Origin of the sequence: Streptomyces sp. NPDC001604, assembly GCF_042893475.1 — a bacterium.
Lineage (GTDB): Bacteria > Actinomycetota > Actinomycetes > Streptomycetales > Streptomycetaceae > Streptomyces.
The window spans coordinates 256,973-272,592 of record NZ_JBIAUY010000006.1 but is presented as its reverse complement, the minus strand read 5'-3'; the positions used below and the strand labels follow the sequence as shown (position 1 = coordinate 272,592).

Genomic DNA, 15,620 nt, shown 5'->3' with positions numbered 1-15,620 from the left:
GCCTGCCCTGGGGGTGATGGTGGCCGCGCGCTCGCCTGGACTGGACGGAGGGCGGTGGCCCGAGCCGGGCGTGGGCGACGGGGCGCCGGCGCTCGCCTGGACTCGAGTGGGTGTGCGCTCGCCCGGGCCGGACGGGGCCGGCGCCGGCCCGGGCCGGAGGGAGACGTGGCCACTGCAGCATGCGAAGGAGGCGGCGCGGATCGACAGGGGCGCCGGCGCTTGCCCGGGCGTGAACGGGGGGTGCTTGCCCGGGGTGGATGGGGCGGCTGTTCGTGAGGCGGCGGGACGTGGGCATGGGCACTGCAGCAGGCGTGAACGGGGGGCGATCGCCCGGTCCCCCCCGCTCTCGCCTCAGCGCGGCCCGGCCGTCGTTCTGCGTACCCCCGCCGCCAGGCACCCCAACACCATCGCCAACGCCCCGAACCCGTAGGTCAGGGTCGCTGCGGCCGCCACCCCCGCCACCAGCAACGGGCCGCCCGCATCCCCGAGTTCGCGGCCGAGTTCCGCCGCGCCCATCGTCTGTCCGAGCCGCTCCTGCGGGGTCGCCGAGGCCAGGGTCGCGAAGCCCAGTGGGGTGATCAGGCCCGTGCCGGTGCCGATGAGGGCGGCGGCGAGCAGGATGCCGGTCAGGCCGGGCAGCATCGCGCAGGCCAGGCCGGTTGCCGCGAGCAGCAGCCCGGCGGTGAGCCCGGCGCCCGCGGTGAGCCGCCCGGCGTCCAAGGCACGCCCGGCACGGGGCTGTACGACCGCCGCGCACCCCGCCAGCACCGACACCGCGGCGCCCGTCGCCACCGTCCCGAGCCCGGCCACCGCACCGGACACCGGCAGAAAGCCCACCCCGGCCGAGAGCGCGGCCGTGGCCCCCGCGAGCGCGGACGTCGGCACGAGAAACGCCGGGTCCGTCAGCCGTCGCGCCAGATCCAGCAGGGTCTGCCGGGCGCGGGGGAGCGGCGCCACTACGGGCACGGCGACCAGCGCCCACACCGCGACGGCGGCACCGAGCACCGCCAGCACGGCGAACAGCAGCCGCAGCCCGCCCGCCCACACCAGCACCCCGCCGAGCAGCGGTCCCAGCGTGTAGCCGATGGACTTGTAGAAGCCGTAACTCCCGAAGACCCGCCCGTGCTTGGCCGCCGGATTCAGCCGCGCCACCAGCGCCGACGCGGCCGGCGAGAACGCGGACGCCGCCGCCCCCTGCCCGAGCCGCGCGGCCCACAGCCACCCCGGGCTGTCCGCGAGCACGTACACCGCAGACGCGGCGGCGAACGCCACCAGCCCGCCGAGCAGCACAGGCCGCGCCCCCACCCGGTCGGCCACCGTGCCGAACACCGGCTTCAGGACGACCTCCGCCCCGTCGTAGAGCGCCAGCAGACCGCCCAGGACGAGCAGCGAGGTGACCGCGCCCTTTCCGGCACCCCCCAGGTTCGCGGCGATACCGTGCGCCCCGAACGCGGTGGTGAACCCCGCCGCGTACAGCGGCCACATCGGTCGCTGCCGTCCACGGTCCATGCAGGGCAGCGTACCCATCACCCACCATGCCAAGGAGAGGGCGATCCGGACCGCTCCAGCCCACACCACCTTGATGTCGGATTCTCGCCAGCCCCGGCCCCGCCCATCGCCGATGCTGGACCCATGCAGAACGGGATGCACACCGACCGAGAGCGCTGCGTACGCGCCGTCCAGTCCAAGGACGCCCGCTTCGACGGATGGTTCTTCACGGCGGTCCTGACCACCCGCATCTACTGCCGGCCCAGCTGCCCGGTCGTACCGCCCAAGCCCGAGAACATGACCTTCTACCCGAGCGCGGCCGCCTGCCAGCAGGCCGGATTCCGGGCCTGCAAGCGCTGCCGCCCCGACACCAGCCCGGGTTCCCCGGAGTGGAACCAGCGCGCCGACCTGGTGGCACGCGCCATGCGCCTGATCGCCGACGGCGTCGTGGACCGCGACGGCGTCCCCGGCCTCGCCGCCCGCCTCGGCTACAGCACCCGCCAGATCGAACGCCAGCTGCTCGCCGAACTCGGCGCAGGACCCCTGGCCCTGGCCCGCGCCCAACGCGCCCAGACGGCCCGCCTGTTGATCGAGACGACCGTCCTGCCCATGGCTGAGATCGCCTTCGCCGCCGGCTTCTCCTCGATCCGCACCTTCAACGACACCGTGCGCGAGGTCTTCGCGCTCTCCCCGAGCGAACTGCGGGCGAGGCTGCCGAAGAAGAACGCCCCCGCGGCCCCCGGCGCCCTCACCCTCCGCCTGCCCTTCCGCGCCCCCCTCAACCCCGACAACCTCTTCGGCCACCTCGCCGCGACGGCCGTACCCGGCGTGGAGGAGTGGCGCGAGGGCGCCTACCGCCGCACCCTCCGCCTCCCGTACGGCCACGGCATCGCGACCCTGGCCCCCGAACCCGACCACATCGCCTGCCGCCTCACCCTCAGCGACCTGCGCGACCTGCCCGTCGCCATCAGCCGCTGCCGCCGCATGCTCGACCTGGACGCCGACCCGGTGGCGATCGACGACCAGCTCCGCACGGACCCCCTCCTCGCGCCGCTGGTGGACAAGGCCCCCGGCCGACGCGTCCCGCGCACGGTCGACGAGGCGGAGTTCGCCGTACGGGCCGTACTCGGCCAGCAGGTGTCCACGGCCGCCGCCCGCACCCACGCCTCCCGCCTGGTCACGGCACACGGCGACCCGATCGACGACCCGGAAGGCGGCCTCACCCACCTCTTCCCCACCCCGGAGGCGCTCGCCGCACTCGACCCCGAGTCCCTGGCCATGCCCCGCACCCGCCGCACCACCTTCACCACGCTGGTACGCCAACTCGCCGACGGGACCGTCCATTTGGGCCCGGAGAGCGACTGGCCCGAGACCCGCGCCCAGCTCCTCGCCCTCCCCGGCTTCGGCCCCTGGACCGTCGACGTCATCGCCATGCGCGCCCTCGGCGACCCTGACGCCTTCCTCCCCACCGACCTCGGCATCCGCCGCGCCGCCCAGGAACTGGGCCTCCCGTCCACCCCGGCGGCCCTCACCGCCCGCGCGGCGGCCTGGCGCCCCTGGCGGGCGTACGCCGTCCAGTACCTGTGGGCGACCGACAGCCACCCCATCAACTTCCTGCCCGTGTAAGGACTCCCGGATGAGCCCCGTGAAGCACCACACCGTGATCGACAGCCCGTACGGCCCCCTCACCCTCGTAGCCGACGACGGCATCCTGTGCGGCCTCTACATGACCGAGCAGCGTCACCGCCCACCTGAGGAGTCCTTCGGAACACGGGACGAGACCCTCTTCGCAGAGGCGGAGGAACAACTGGAGGCCTACTTCGCAGGCGACTTGAAGGAGTTCACCCTCGAACTCCGCCTGCACGGAACCCCGTTCCAGCGCACGGTGTGGGGTCGGCTCCGCGAGATCCCCTACGGCGAGACCCGCTCCTACGGCGAACTCGCCGCGGCCCTCGGCAACCCGTCCGCCTCCCGCGCGGTCGGCCTCGCCAACGGCAAGAACCCGATCGGCATCATCGTCCCCTGCCACCGAGTCGTCGGCGCGAACGGCAGCCTGACGGGCTACGGCGGCGGCCTGGACCGCAAGCAGCGCCTGCTGGACTTCGAGAGCGGAACGGTCACCCTGATCAGGTAGGAACCTGACCCCTGATCAGTTCTCAGGGTGCGGTGGGGGGTTACTCGGGGACGCGCCTGATGATCGGGGCTGCCGGGGCGCATGAGACTCGTGGTCGGGCCGGGCGTTCGCCGGTCCGACCGTCACCCTGGGAGAGCCCTGCCGTGAACCGCACCCTGCGTCATCCCCGTTGGTCCGCCGTGGCAGCCGCCGGCGCCGTGCTGACCGCCCTGGCCGTGAGCGTGGCCGCCCCCGCCTCCGCCGCGATCCCGGCCACGGCGCCTGCGGCGACCAGCACGCCGCTGCCCGTGCTCGATCCGGTCAGGCTCAGGGCGGCCATCGGTGGCCTGCCCAGCGCGGACGTCACCGGCGCGCTGCTGCGGATCACCGGCAGGGCCGGCCACTGGTGGGGCACCTCGGGCGTGGGCGACCTGGAGACCGGCCAGGGCGTCCCGCGCAACGGGCACTTCCGGATCGGCAGCATCTCCAAGGTCTTCACCGCGACCGTCGTGCTCCAACTCGCCGCCGAGCACCGGATCGACCTGGACACACCCGTGCAGCACTACCTGCCGGGCGTTCTGCCCGCGGAGCTGCCGCCGGTCACGGTGGGCCAGCTGCTCAACCACACCAGCGGCCTGCCGCGTGGGGCCGACAGCCCGGACTTCGGCGACGGCAGCCCCGAATGGTTCGCCGCCAACCGTCTGAAGAGCTTCACGCCGCAGCAGGTGATCGACCTGATGGCCGGTCAGCCGATGCAGTTCGCGCCCGGCACCGCGCAGCAGTACAACGGCATGAACTACTACGTCGCCGGCGTGCTGATCGAGAAGATCACCGGGCACACCTTCGCCCACGAGGTGCAGGCCCGGATCACCCGCCCCCTCGGCCTGCACGACACCTACGTCCCCGACGCGGACGACCCGACGCTGCCCGGCCCGCACGCGCACGGCTATCTGTTGGTCAAGTCCGCGGACGGCACCAGGCGCCCGGTGGACGTCACCGAGCAGAGTCCCTGGCCCGGGGCCGAGGGCGGCATGATCTCCACCCCCGCCGACCTCGACCGCTTCATCACCCAGCTGTTCCGCGGCCGTCTCCTTCCGCCCGCCCAGCAGGCCGAGCTCTTCGCGGTCCCCGACGTCCCCAGCCACCACAGCAGCCAGTGCCGCACCCAGGCGGACGCCGGCCGGGCCTGCATGACCATGGGCCTGATGCGGGTCAAGGCCTCCAACGGTGTCGTGGTCTGGGGCAAGACCGGCTCTCGCCCCGGCTACACCAGCGGTGTCTTCGCCACCAACGACCTCTCCCGCAAGATCGTGTACTCCCTCAACCCCAACAACCTGGACGGGACCGAGATGCGCTACATCCAGCAGATCGCCGCGGCCTCGTTCGGAACCATCGTCCCGGCCGGGAGCTGACACGCCGTCGTGGACGCCGGACGACGGCGGTCCGGGCTCTAGCTGCGGCTATCCGCGCTCAGCCGGTCCAGGAGTTCGGGCAGCGCGGTGCCGATGGGCTCCCGTACGACTTCGTCCGCGAGGTCGTCGTACGGCGTCGCCTCGGCGTTGACGATGACGAGCCGCGCGCCGTGGTCGGCGGCGACGCCGGCGAGTCCGGCCGCGGGCTGCACCTGCAGGCTGGTGCCGACGGCGATGAACACGGAGCAGGCCTTGGTGATGGCGAGAGCCTCACCGAGGACCACCGGGTCGAGGCGCTCGCCGAACATCACCGTCGCCGACTTGAGAATGCCCCCGCACTCCAGGCACGCCGGGTCGTCCTCCCCGGCCTCGACCCGGGCGAGCGCCTCCTCCATCGGCCCGCGCGCATGACAACCGGTGCACACGAAGCTCCGTGCGGAGCCGTGCAGTTCGAGCACCTTGCGGGCGGGCATGCCGGCGAGCTGATGCAGCCCGTCGACGTTCTGGGTGATCACCCGCACGGGCACCCCGGACCGCTCCAATTCCGCCACGGCCCGGTGCGCGGCGTTGGGCTCGGCCTGCAGCGTGCGGTTCTTGCGCCGCATCTGCCAGGACCGTCGCCGGATCTCCGGATCGCCCATGTAGTACTCGTACGTCACGAGCTTCTCGGCCTCGGGATCCTTCCGCCACAGTCCGTTCGGGCCGCGGTAGTCGGGGATCCCGGAGTCCGTGGAGATACCGGCACCGCTGAGGATCGCGACGAGGGGCTTGCTCATGGCACCGAGGGTAGGACGGAGGACCAGGTGGGGCGAACGGATATTCGTGCGCGCTCTTCGGTGCTAGGTTCCCGCCATGGCCAAGGTCACCGTCTCGCTCGATGCCGAACTCGTCGTGGAGGTCATGGTCCTTGCGGGCGTCGGCAGCCCGCAGGACGCCGTCGAGCTCGTCGTCCGCGACTACATCGAGCGCGGCCACCGGACCGAGGCCCGGGTCGCCGCGCGGGACGAGGGGCTGCGCGAGGTGGACGCCAAGCCCCGCGCCCCCGAAGGGTGAGCCGACGCCCGGTCAGGCCACCCGCTGCCCGTTCTCCAGCTCGGCCGTGCCCGAGCCCTCCGCCAGGACGTCCAGGGCGACCCGGACGCGATGGCCGAGGGTGCCCAGCAGATAGTCGTCGAGCTCCTCGCGGGGGACGAGGCGCCAGGAGAGCAGTTCCTCCTCCTGCAGGCGGATCGCCTTGAGGTCGTCCTCGTCGAGGACACCGCCGTCGTACAGATAGGCGACCAGCGGCGGCCAGCTCGGCTTGTACACCCAGTCGACCGCGAGCAGCCGGCCCAGTTCGCGGTCGAGACCGATCTCCTCGAGCGTCTCGCGGCGCGCGCCCTGGCGCGGGGTCTCGCCGTCGTCGGACTCGATCGTGCCGCCCGGCAGCGCCCAGCCCTCACGGTAGTTGGGCTCGACGAGCAGCACCCGGCCCTCGGCGTCGCGGAACAGGGCGGCGGCTCCGGCGAGAATGCGGGGCAGGCCGGCGAGGTACGTGGCGAAGTCTGGCGTGGAGGTCATCCAGGAAGGGTAACCAGCCCAGGCTCCGCCTTCGGCTAGCTCTCCGCCTCCGCCAGCTGCACCGTCCGCTCGGCCAGCTCGCTGATCCGCACCCCGTCGAAGCCGAACACCGCACTGCGGACCGTGTCCTCCAGCGGCTCCTTCCACTGCGCCGGAATCGCGTCCGCACCGGTCAGCACGCCCGCCACCGAGCCGGCCGTCGCCCCGTTGGAGTCGGTGTCCAGGCCGCCGCGGACGGTCAGCGTGATGGTGCGGGTGAAGTCGCCGTCGCCGTACAGAAGCCCTGCAGTGAGTACGGCGGCGTTCGGGATGGTGTGGATCCAGCCGAGGCCTGCGGTCTCCTCGGCCACCGTCGTGAGCGTGTCCTCCCAGGTCATCCGCGTGTCGTGGAGGGACACGACCCGCCGTACGGTACGGGCGAGCCGGCTGCTCGCCGGGATGACGGCGAGGGCCTGGTCGACCGCGTGCCGCACGGTGGGCGCGGTGAAGGCCGCCGCGATCAGCGCCGCCGCCCACATTGCGCCGTACACGCCGTTGCCGGTGTGCGACAGCACCGCGTCCCGGCGGGCCAGGGAGGCGGCGCGGCGCGGCACGCCCGGGCAGGTCCAGCCGTAGATGTCGGCGCGGATCAGGGCACCGATCCACTCCTGGTACGGGTTGTCGTACGTGGCCGTCAGCGGCGGCTTCAGCCCGTTGGCGAGATTGCGGTAGGTGGCCCGCTCCGCCGTGAAGGTCTGCAGATACGGCAGCCGCAGCAGCCACAGCTCGCCCACCTGTTCGGTGCTGAAGTCGAAGCCGTGCGTCTCCAGGAGGTCCAGGCCGAGGATCGCGTAGTCGACGTCGTCGTCGCGGCAGCTGCCGTGGATCCGGCCGCGCACGCACTGACGCCACTCGGGGCGCAGCTCGAAGCCGTCGCTCTCGTCGGCGGGCTCGGGAAGATAGTCGGTGAGGGGCAGTGCGGCGGCCTGCCGCAGATAGCGGTCGATACGGTCCCGCGTCCACAGGTCGCCCTGCTCGACCGGCTTGCCGAGCATGTTGCCCGCAATCCGGCCCAGCCAGCCCCCGAGGATGCGGTCCGCGAGCTCTGGCTCAGTGCCCACAGGGGTCATAGCAGAAGGTCTACCCAATTTGGGCGCGTGCTGCGCGGTGTTCGACAAGGGACGCACAGCGGGCTCTCAGACGGCCCCGACCGGCGTCCCAGGCTCCGGTCACGGAATGACGGCGGGGGTCTCCCCCGGTTAAGGTCGCAGCGGCGCGACTGGCCTTGACATGCGCGAGGCCCGGAGAGCAAGGGGAAACAGGTGACACAGCGCGTGCTCATCGCCGCGGACAAGTTCAAGGGGTCGCTGACGGCCGTGCAGGTCGCCGAGCGGGTGACGGCCGGGCTGCGCCGGGTCGTGCCGGAGCTCCAGGTGGAGTCGCTGCCGGTGGCCGACGGCGGCGACGGGACCGTGGACGCGGCGGTCGCGGCCGGTTTCGAGCGGCGCGAGGTGCGCGTCGCGGGGCCGCTGGGCGACGAGGTGACGGCGGCCTTCGCACTGCGTGCGGGCACGGCGGTCGTGGAGATGGCCGAGGCGAGCGGGCTGCAGCGACTGCCGGCCGGTGTCTTCGCACCGCTCACGGCGTCGACGTACGGCTCCGGCGAGCTGCTGCGGGCCGCGCTGGACGCGGGCGCGCGCACGATCGTCTTCGGCGTCGGCGGCAGCGCGACCACGGACGGCGGCGCCGGGATGCTGTCGGCGCTCGGGGCACGGTTCCTGGACACGGAGGGCGAGCCGGTTCCCCCGGGCGGCGGCGGACTGAGCGAGCTGGCCTCCGCCGACCTGTCCGGCCTGGACCCGCGCCTCGCCTCCGTCGACCTGGTCCTGGCCAGCGACGTCGACAACCCGCTCACCGGCCCGAAGGGCGCACCCGCCGTCTACGGCCCGCAGAAGGGCGCCTCCCCGGACGACGTGGAGGCCCTGGACACGGCCCTCGCGCACTACGCGAAGGTGCTGGAGGAAGCGGTCGGCGCGAAGGCGGCGGAATTCGCCGTGTCCCCGGGCGCGGGCGCGGCGGGCGGCATCGGCTACGGCGCCCTGCTCCTCGGCGCCGGTTTCCGCCCCGGCATCGAGGTGATGCTGGACGTGCTCGGGTTCGCGCCGGCGCTGGAGTGGGCGGACCTGGTGATCACCGGGGAGGGGTCCCTGGACGAGCAGACCCTGCACGGCAAGGCGCCGGCGGGGGTCGCCGCCGCCGCGCGTGCCGCGGACAAGGAGGTCGTCGCGGTGTGCGGGCGTCTCGCGCTGCAGCCTGAGGCACTGGGCCGGGCCGGGATCCGCCGCGCGTACCCGCTCACGTCCGTCGAACCCGACGTGGCGAAGTGCATCGCGGACGCGGGGCCGATCCTGGAACGGGTGGCGGAGCAGATCGCGCGGGACTTCCTGACCTGAGACCAGGCTTTTTTCGCCCCGCCGCCCCTACCCGTCCCGTACCGGGGGCCGGCCCCCGGACCCCCGCTCCTCAAACGCCGGAGGGGCTGTTTTTCAGCCCGTCCGGCGTTTGAGGACGAGGCCGTTCAGGCCGAAAGCGGGGCGGCGCCGCACACGAAGGGCCCCGAACCAATGGTTCGGGGCCCTTCACCGTCGTACAAGCGCCGCTACGGCTACGGCACCTGCGCCGCCCGCGCCTCGCGCCGGTTGTCGCGGAAGTTGTTCACCCGGCGAGCCGTGGCGAACAGGGGGATCACCGCTCCGGTGACCAGCTGGAGCGCGCAGCCCGTCTGGAGGAGCAGCTGGCCGCTCGGGGCGTCGAACGCCCAGGCCGCCAGCAGGCCCATCGACACGACGATCCAGGACAGCATCGCCACCGCGAGACGGCCGCGCGGCTTCGGGTACTCGACGCGGCTCACCATCAGCCAGGCCGTGCCCAGGATCGCCAGGAGGGTCGCCACGAAGGGCAGCTCCAGCAGGACGATCGAGACGACCGTCAGTGCGCCGAACGGTGACGGCATGCCCTGGAACATGCCGTTCGGGACGGTCACGCACGAGAATCTCGCCAGCCGCAGCACCACGGCCAGGAGCACCACGATTGCCCCGACCGCGGCCACCCGCTGATGCGCGTCGTCCGCGACCATGCCGTAGACGAGGACGAAGTACGCCGGCGCCAGACCGAAGCTGATCAGGTCCGACAGGTTGTCCAGCTCCGCGCCCATGGGGGAGGAGCGCAGCTTGCGTGCCACCAGGCCGTCGAACAGGTCGAAGACCGCCGCGCACAGCATCAGGATGACCGCGGTGGCCGCGCTGTGGCGGGCCATGCCGGTCTCCTGGTCGCCGGTGAGGTGCGGGATCAGGATGCCGGTGGTGGTGAAGTACACCGCCATGAAGCCGCACGTGGCGTTGCCCAGGGTGAGGGTGTCCGCTATTGAGAGGCGGAGAGAGAGGGGCATCTCCTCCTCTTCGTCCACCTCGTCGGCCTCGGGCACCCAGCCCGCCTGGGTATCAGGATCAATCACGGTCAATGCGAGTCACCCCAGCCACGGTCTTCTGGCCGACCTCGACCGCGACGTCCACGCCCTCGGGCAGGTAGATGTCGACGCGCGAGCCGAAGCGGATCAGACCGATGCGGTCACCCTGCTCGACCTTCGTCCCCTGCGGGATGTACGGCACGATGCGGCGAGCCACCGCGCCGGCGATCTGGATCATCTCGATGTCGCCGAGTTCGGTGTCGAAATGCCAGACTACGCGCTCGTTGTTCTCGCTCTCCTTGTTGAACGCCGGAACGAACCCACCGGGGATGTGCTCGACCGACGTCACCTCGCCGGAGAGCGGCGCGCGGTTGACGTGGACGTTGAGCGGGCTCATGAAGATCGCGACGCGGGTACGGCCGTCCTTCCACGGCATGATGCTCTGCACCACACCGTCGGCGGGCGAGATGACCCTGCCAGGGGCGATCTCGCGCTCGGGGTCGCGGAAGAACCACAGCATGCCCGCCGCGAGCGCGGTGGCGGGCACGGCCACGGCCTTGGCGACGCCGGAGCGGCGCGCACGGGCCAGGCTGAGGGCTGCGGTGGCGACGGTCGGCAGAAGCCACGGCGATGCTCCGCGCGCGAGGCGTACGCCGGCCCGGCTGTCGCGTGGTGCAGAGGTTTGGCTGTGGGGCATGGATGACCTTCGTAGCGGATGATGCCGCGCAGTAACGGGGGACGGCGGCTTTCCCGGGATGGTACCGGTCGCGGGCCGCAACTGGGCAAGCCAGGAAGCCGAGTCGGCGGCCGAAGAGTGCTGACGGGGTGTGATCTTCTTCTCCAAGAAAACACCCCGTATCCGGACATCTAACCCTGGAACCGATACTCTTCGAGCAGCCTGCGACCGATGATCATTTTTTGGATCTCGGCCGTACCTTCACCGATCAGCAACATCGGGGCCTCACGGTAGAGGCGCTCGATCTCGTACTCCTTGGAGAAGCCGTAGCCGCCGTGGATCCGGAACGCGTCCTCCACGACCTCCTTGCAGTACTCGGAGGCGAGGTACTTCGCCATACCGGCCTCAAGGTCGTTTCGCTCCCCTGAGTCCTTTTTGCGTGCCGCGTTGACCATCATGGCATGCGCGGCCTCGACCTTGGTAGCCATCTCGGCCAGCTTGAACTGGATGGCCTGGTGCTGGGCGATCGCCTTGCCGAAAGTGTGACGCTGCTGGGCGTACCGGACACCGAGCTCGAACGCACGCTGAGCGACGCCACAGCCACGCGCCGCCACGTTCACGCGGCCGACCTCCACGCCGTCCATCATTTGATAGAAACCCCGGCCGGTCACGCCACCGAGCACACGGTTGGCCGGAATTCGCAGGTCGTCCATGATGAGTTCGGTGGTGTCGACGCCCTTGTAGCCCATCTTGTCGATCTTCCCGGGGATGGTGAGGCCGGGGCGGACCTCTCCGAAGCCGGGTTCCTTCTCGACCAGGAAGGTCGTCATCGACTTGTGGGGCGCGGTGCCCTCGGGGTGTCCTTCATCACTTCGGACCAGTACGGCGACCAGACTTGACGTTCCGCCGTTGGTCAGCCACATCTTCTGGCCGTTGAGGACGTACTCGTCGCCGTCCTTGACCGCCTTGGAGGTGATGGCGGACACGTCCGAGCCGAGGCCCGGCTCCGACATCGAGAAGGCGCCGCGGATGTCGCCGGCCGCCATACGGGGCAGGAAGTGGTCCTTCTGCTCCTGCGTGCCGTGCTGCTTGAGCATGTACGCCACGATGAAGTGGGTGTTGATGATGCCGGACACCGACATCCAGCCACGGGCGATCTCCTCGACGCACAGGGCGTAGGTGAGGAGCGACTCGCCCAGGCCCCCGTACTCCTCGGGGATCATCAGGCCGAACAGGCCGAGTTCCTTGAGGCCGTCGACGATCTGCTGCGGGTACTCGTCGCGGTGCTCCAGCTCGGTGGCGACCGGGATGATCTCCTTGTCCACGAAGTCGCGGACGGTGGAGAGGATCTCCTGCTGGATGTCGGTCAGACCGGCGGTCTGGGCGAGGCGTGCCATCGGGCTCAGCCCTCCTGAAGTTCCGGGCGGCCGGGCTGCTCGCCGCCGCGCTCCTTGATGTACGTCTCGGTGGGCACCATCACCTTGCGGCGGAACACGCAGACCAGCGTGCCGTCCTGCTTGTAGCCCTTGGTCTCGACGTAGACGATGCCGCGGTCGTTCTTCGACTTCGACGGCCACTTGTCGAGCACCGTCGTCTGGCCGTAGATCGTGTCGCCGTGGAAGGTCGGCGCCACGTGCCTGAGCGACTCGATCTCCAGGTTGGCGATCGCCTTGCCGGAGATGTCCGGGACGGACATGCCGAGCAGCAGGGAGTAGATGTAGTTGCCCACGACGACGTTCTTGCCGAAGTCCGTCGTCTTCTCCGCATAGTTGGTGTCCATGTGGAGCGGGTGGTGGTTCATGGTGAGGAGACAGAACAGGTGGTCGTCGTACTCCGTGACCGTCTTGCCCGGCCAGTGCTTGTACGTCGCCCCGACCTCGAACTCCTCGTAGGTGCGTCCGAACTGCATCGCGCTCAGGCCTCCGGGATCTCGAACTTCGACGTGCGCTGCATACCGGCCGCACGCCCCTTGCCGGAGATGACCAGCGCCATCTTGCGGCTGGCCTCGTCGATCATCTCGTCGCCGAGCATCGCGGAGCCCTTCTTGCCGCCCGCCTCGGACGTGTAGTAGTCGTACGCGTCCAGGATCAGCTCGGCGTGGTCGTAGTCCTCCTGGGAGGGCGAGAAGATCTCGTTGGACGCCTCGACCTGGCCCGGGTGCAGCACCCACTTGCCGTCGAAACCGAGCGCCGCGGCGCGCTGGGCGACCTCACGGTAGCCGTCGATGTTGCGGATCTGCAGGTAGGGGCCGTCGATCGCCTGGAGGTTGTTGGCGCGGGCGGCCATCAGGATCTTCATCAGGATGTAGTGGTAGGCGTCCGCCGGGTAGCCGGGCGGCTGCTCGCCCACGACCAGGGACTTCATGTTGATGGAGGCCATGAAGTCGGCCGGGCCGAAGATGATCGTCTCGACGCGCTGGGAGGCCGTCGCGATCTCGTTGACGTTGTTGAGGCCCTGGGCGTTCTCGATCTGCGCCTCGATGCCGATCTTGCCGACCTCGAAGCCCATGGTCTTCTCGATCTGCGTCAGCAGGAGGTCGAGGGCGACGATCTGCTGGGCCGTCTGGACCTTCGGCAGCATGATGCAGTCGAGGTTCTGGCCGGCACCCTCGACGACCGTGACGACGTCGCGGTACGTCCACTCGGTCGTCCAGTCGTTGACGCGCACGACCCTCGTCTTGCCGGTCCAGTCGCCCTCGTTGAGGAACTTGACGATGGTGTGCCGCGCCTCGGGCTTGGCGAGCGGGGCGCACGCGTCCTCGAGGTCGAGGAAGACCTGGTCGGCGGGGAGGCCCTGCGCCTTCTCCAGGAAGCGGGGGTTGCTCCCGGGGACCGCGAGGCAGGAGCGTCGCGGACGCAGACGGTTGACGGGCGTGGTCATGCGGGGACCTCCAGGGGGTCGAGCTTGTTCGCTTTCCGGATCTCGTCGACGATGCGGCCGATGATTCCGGTGATGTCGAAGTCCTTCGGGGTGAAGACCGCGGCCACTCCGGCGGCCCGCAGCTGTTCGGCGTCGCCATTGGGGATGATGCCACCGGCGATCACCGGTATATCTGTGGCACCGGCCACACGGAGGCGCTCCAGCACGTCCGGGACCAGCTGGGCGTGTGAGCCGGAGAGGATGGACAGCCCGACCGCGTGCACGTCCTCGGCGAGGGCCGCGTCCACGATCTGCTCGGGGGTGAGCCGGATGCCCTGGTAGACCACCTCGAAGCCGGCGTCGCGGGCCCGCACGGCGATCTGCTCGGCGCCGTTGGAGTGTCCGTCCAGGCCGGGCTTGCCGACCAGGAAGCGCAGCTTGCCGACGCCGAGGTCGCGGGCGGTGGCGTCCACCTTGCGGCGCACCTCGCTCAGTGCCGAGCCCTCCGCCGCGGCGACCGCGACCGGGGCGGACGAGACGCCCGTCGGCGCCCGGAACTCGCCGAACACCTCGCGCAGGGCCCCGGCCCACTCGCCGGTCGTGACTCCGGCGCGTGCGCACTCCAGGGTGGCCTCCATGAGGTTGTCGGTGCCCTTGGCGGCCTCCTTCAGCTTCTCCAGCGCCTTGCAGGGGCGCGGGTGGTTGAAGGGCGGCTGGTAGCGGGTGTCGCGCCAGTGCTGCAGCGAGGCGATGACCCGGGCCTCGACAGCTGGATCAACCGTCTGGATGGCCGTGTCGAGGTCGGCGGTGAGTGGATTGGGCTCGGTCGTCTCGAAGATGTTGACGCCGACGATCTTCTCTTGACCGGACTCGATACGGGCGCGCCGCTCGGCGTGCGAGGAGACGAGCTGCGACTTGAGATAGCCGGACTCGACGGCGGCCATCGCGCCGCCCATCTCCTGGATCCGCTCGATCTCCGCCAGGGACTCCTCGACGAGCCCCGCGACCTTCGCCTCGATGACGTGCGAGCCCTCGAAGATGTCCTCGTACTCCAGCAGGTCGCTCTCGTGCGCCAGCACCTGCTGGATGCGCAGCGACCACTGCTGGTCCCAGGGGCGGGGCAGGCCCAGGGCCTCGTTCCAGGCGGGCAGCTGCACGGCACGCGCGCGTGCGTCCTTGGAGAGGGTCACGGCCAGCATCTCCAGCACGATCCGCTGGACGTTGTTCTCCGGCTGCGCCTCGGTCAGACCCAGGGAGTTGACCTGGACGCCGTACCGGAAGCGGCGGTGCTTGGGGTTCTGGATGCCGTAGCGCTCAAGCGTGATCTTGTCCCAGATCCGCCCGAAGGCGCGCATCTTGCACATCTCCTCGATGAAGCGGACGCCCGCGTTCACGAAGAAGGAGATACGGCCGACGACGTCGCCCATGCGCTCCTGCGGCACCTGGCCGCTGTCGCGTACGGCGTCGAGGACGGCGATGGCGGTGGACATCGCGTACGCGATCTCCTGGACCGGCGTGGCGCCCGCCTCCTGCAGGTGGTAGCTGCAGATGTTGATCGGGTTCCACTTCGGCATGTGGGAGACCGTGTACGCGATCATGTCCGTCGTCAGACGGAGGCTCGGCCCCGGCGGGAAGACGTGCGTGCCGCGGGACAGGTACTCCTTGACGATGTCGTTCTGGGTCGTGCCCTGGAGCTTGGTGATGTCCGCACCCTGCTCCTCCGCGACGACCTGGTAGAGCGCCAGCAGCCACATGGCGGTGGCGTTGATCGTCATCGAGGTGTTCATCTGCTCCAGGGGGATGTCCTGGAACAGCCGGCGCATGTCACCGAGGTGCGCGACCGGCACACCGACCCGGCCGACCTCGCCGCGGGCGAGGATGTGGTCGGAGTCGTAGCCGGTCTGCGTCGGCAGGTCGAACGCGACCGACAGGCCCGTCTGACCCTTGGCGAGGTTGCGCCGGTACAGCTCGTTGGACGCCTCGGCCGTGGAGTGACCGGCGTACGTGCGCATGAGCCACGGCCGGTCCTTCTCCCGCACACCTTCGGCGGGCTGACGCTCAGTCATC

General features: G+C 70.7%; 15 protein-coding genes. 5 read left to right on the top strand and 10 right to left on the bottom strand.

Going from position 1 to position 15,620, the window contains the following annotated elements; genetic code table 11:
* Window positions 1-351: 351 nt before the first annotated feature.
* A complete protein-coding gene (locus ACFY1E_RS19655; protein ID WP_389077826.1) occupies window positions 352-1,485 on the bottom strand; it encodes an MFS transporter in 1,134 nt (377 codons plus the stop codon).
* 147 nt (window positions 1,486-1,632) lie between these two features.
* Between ACFY1E_RS19655 and ACFY1E_RS19650 the strand changes: the two genes are divergently transcribed.
* From ACFY1E_RS19650 to ACFY1E_RS19640, 3 genes are all read left to right on the top strand, one after another.
* Window positions 1,633-3,114 carry an AlkA N-terminal domain-containing protein gene (locus ACFY1E_RS19650; RefSeq protein WP_389077446.1) on the top strand — a complete coding sequence of 494 codons (1,482 nt, stop codon included), beginning with the start codon at window positions 1,633-1,635 and terminating at the stop codon, window positions 3,112-3,114.
* Window positions 3,115-3,133: 19 nt separating this feature from the next.
* On the top strand, window positions 3,134-3,622 hold the full coding sequence (locus ACFY1E_RS19645) for a methylated-DNA--[protein]-cysteine S-methyltransferase (protein WP_389077823.1): 489 nt from the start codon (window positions 3,134-3,136) through the stop codon (window positions 3,620-3,622).
* 143 nt (window positions 3,623-3,765) lie between these two features.
* Entirely contained in the window at window positions 3,766-5,013 is a 1,248-nt protein-coding gene (locus tag ACFY1E_RS19640; RefSeq protein WP_389077443.1) for a serine hydrolase domain-containing protein, read from the top strand.
* Window positions 5,014-5,051: 38 nt separating this feature from the next.
* On the opposite strand, the gene ACFY1E_RS19635 is transcribed toward ACFY1E_RS19640, so the two are convergent.
* Window positions 5,052-5,789 (bottom strand): NAD-dependent deacetylase, encoded by a 738-nt coding sequence (locus ACFY1E_RS19635; protein WP_389077442.1) that lies wholly within the window; start codon window positions 5,787-5,789, stop codon window positions 5,052-5,054.
* Window positions 5,790-5,865: 76 nt separating this feature from the next.
* On the opposite strand from ACFY1E_RS19635, the gene ACFY1E_RS19630 reads away from it, so the two are divergent.
* A complete protein-coding gene (locus tag ACFY1E_RS19630) occupies window positions 5,866-6,066 on the top strand; it encodes a type II toxin-antitoxin system VapB family antitoxin (protein WP_389077440.1) in 201 nt (66 codons plus the stop codon).
* A 12-nt stretch (window positions 6,067-6,078) separates the two neighbouring features.
* Here the strand turns inward: ACFY1E_RS19630 and ACFY1E_RS19625 are convergent, their stop codons facing one another.
* Window positions 6,079-6,573 (bottom strand): NUDIX hydrolase, encoded by a 495-nt coding sequence (locus tag ACFY1E_RS19625; protein WP_344398031.1) that lies wholly within the window; start codon window positions 6,571-6,573, stop codon window positions 6,079-6,081.
* Between the two features lie 35 nt (window positions 6,574-6,608).
* Window positions 6,609-7,682 carry an ADP-ribosylglycohydrolase family protein gene (locus tag ACFY1E_RS19620; RefSeq protein ID WP_389077436.1) on the bottom strand — a complete coding sequence of 358 codons (1,074 nt, stop codon included), beginning with the start codon at window positions 7,680-7,682 and terminating at the stop codon, window positions 6,609-6,611.
* A 204-nt stretch (window positions 7,683-7,886) separates the two neighbouring features.
* On the opposite strand from ACFY1E_RS19620, the gene ACFY1E_RS19615 reads away from it, so the two are divergent.
* Window positions 7,887-9,005 carry a glycerate kinase gene (locus tag ACFY1E_RS19615; protein WP_389077821.1) on the top strand — a complete coding sequence of 373 codons (1,119 nt, stop codon included), beginning with the start codon at window positions 7,887-7,889 and terminating at the stop codon, window positions 9,003-9,005.
* Window positions 9,006-9,217: 212 nt separating this feature from the next.
* On the opposite strand, the gene pssA is transcribed toward ACFY1E_RS19615, so the two are convergent.
* The 6 genes from pssA to ACFY1E_RS19585 form a co-directional block, all read right to left on the bottom strand.
* Window positions 9,218-10,036 carry a CDP-diacylglycerol--serine O-phosphatidyltransferase gene (gene pssA, locus ACFY1E_RS19610; RefSeq protein ID WP_389077819.1) on the bottom strand — a complete coding sequence of 273 codons (819 nt, stop codon included), beginning with the start codon at window positions 10,034-10,036 and terminating at the stop codon, window positions 9,218-9,220.
* A 22-nt stretch (window positions 10,037-10,058) separates the two neighbouring features.
* On the bottom strand, window positions 10,059-10,715 hold the full coding sequence (locus ACFY1E_RS19605; RefSeq protein WP_115910141.1) for a phosphatidylserine decarboxylase: 657 nt from the start codon (window positions 10,713-10,715) through the stop codon (window positions 10,059-10,061).
* Between the two features lie 170 nt (window positions 10,716-10,885).
* Window positions 10,886-12,091 (bottom strand): acyl-CoA dehydrogenase family protein, encoded by a 1,206-nt coding sequence (locus ACFY1E_RS19600; RefSeq protein WP_389077434.1) that lies wholly within the window; start codon window positions 12,089-12,091, stop codon window positions 10,886-10,888.
* Between the two features lie 5 nt (window positions 12,092-12,096).
* Window positions 12,097-12,603, bottom strand: a complete 507-nt coding sequence (locus tag ACFY1E_RS19595) for a MaoC family dehydratase (protein WP_389077432.1) — start codon at window positions 12,601-12,603, stop codon at window positions 12,097-12,099.
* Window positions 12,604-12,608: 5 nt separating this feature from the next.
* Window positions 12,609-13,574 carry a CoA ester lyase gene (locus tag ACFY1E_RS19590; protein ID WP_115910143.1) on the bottom strand — a complete coding sequence of 322 codons (966 nt, stop codon included), beginning with the start codon at window positions 13,572-13,574 and terminating at the stop codon, window positions 12,609-12,611.
* On the bottom strand, window positions 13,571-15,619 hold the full coding sequence (locus tag ACFY1E_RS19585; protein WP_389077430.1) for a protein meaA: 2,049 nt from the start codon (window positions 15,617-15,619) through the stop codon (window positions 13,571-13,573). Before ACFY1E_RS19585 ends, ACFY1E_RS19590 begins: the two co-directional genes overlap by 4 nt.
* Between the last annotated feature and the right edge of the window lies 1 nt (window position 15,620).

Bases quoted from the DNA above. Each gene is read 5' to 3' on its own strand.
- ACFY1E_RS19585 (WP_389077430.1), bottom strand. From the start codon at position 15,619: ATGACTGAGCGTCAGCCCGCCGAAGGTGTGCGGGAGAAGGACCGGCCG.
- ACFY1E_RS19630 (WP_389077440.1), top strand. From the start codon at position 5,866: ATGGCCAAGGTCACCGTCTCGCTCGATGCCGAACTCGTCGTGGAGGTC.
- ACFY1E_RS19595 (WP_389077432.1), bottom strand. From the start codon at position 12,603: ATGCAGTTCGGACGCACCTACGAGGAGTTCGAGGTCGGGGCGACGTAC.
- ACFY1E_RS19635 (WP_389077442.1), bottom strand. From the start codon at position 5,789: ATGAGCAAGCCCCTCGTCGCGATCCTCAGCGGTGCCGGTATCTCCACG.
- ACFY1E_RS19600 (WP_389077434.1), bottom strand. From the start codon at position 12,091: ATGGCACGCCTCGCCCAGACCGCCGGTCTGACCGACATCCAGCAGGAG.
- ACFY1E_RS19655 (WP_389077826.1), bottom strand. From the start codon at position 1,485: ATGTGGCCGCTGTACGCGGCGGGGTTCACCACCGCGTTCGGGGCGCAC.
- ACFY1E_RS19625 (WP_344398031.1), bottom strand. From the start codon at position 6,573: ATGACCTCCACGCCAGACTTCGCCACGTACCTCGCCGGCCTGCCCCGC.
- ACFY1E_RS19590 (WP_115910143.1), bottom strand. From the start codon at position 13,574: ATGACCACGCCCGTCAACCGTCTGCGTCCGCGACGCTCCTGCCTCGCG.
- ACFY1E_RS19605 (WP_115910141.1), bottom strand. From the start codon at position 10,715: ATGCCCCACAGCCAAACCTCTGCACCACGCGACAGCCGGGCCGGCGTA.
- ACFY1E_RS19650 (WP_389077446.1), top strand. From the start codon at position 1,633: ATGCAGAACGGGATGCACACCGACCGAGAGCGCTGCGTACGCGCCGTC.
- ACFY1E_RS19620 (WP_389077436.1), bottom strand. From the start codon at position 7,682: ATGACCCCTGTGGGCACTGAGCCAGAGCTCGCGGACCGCATCCTCGGG.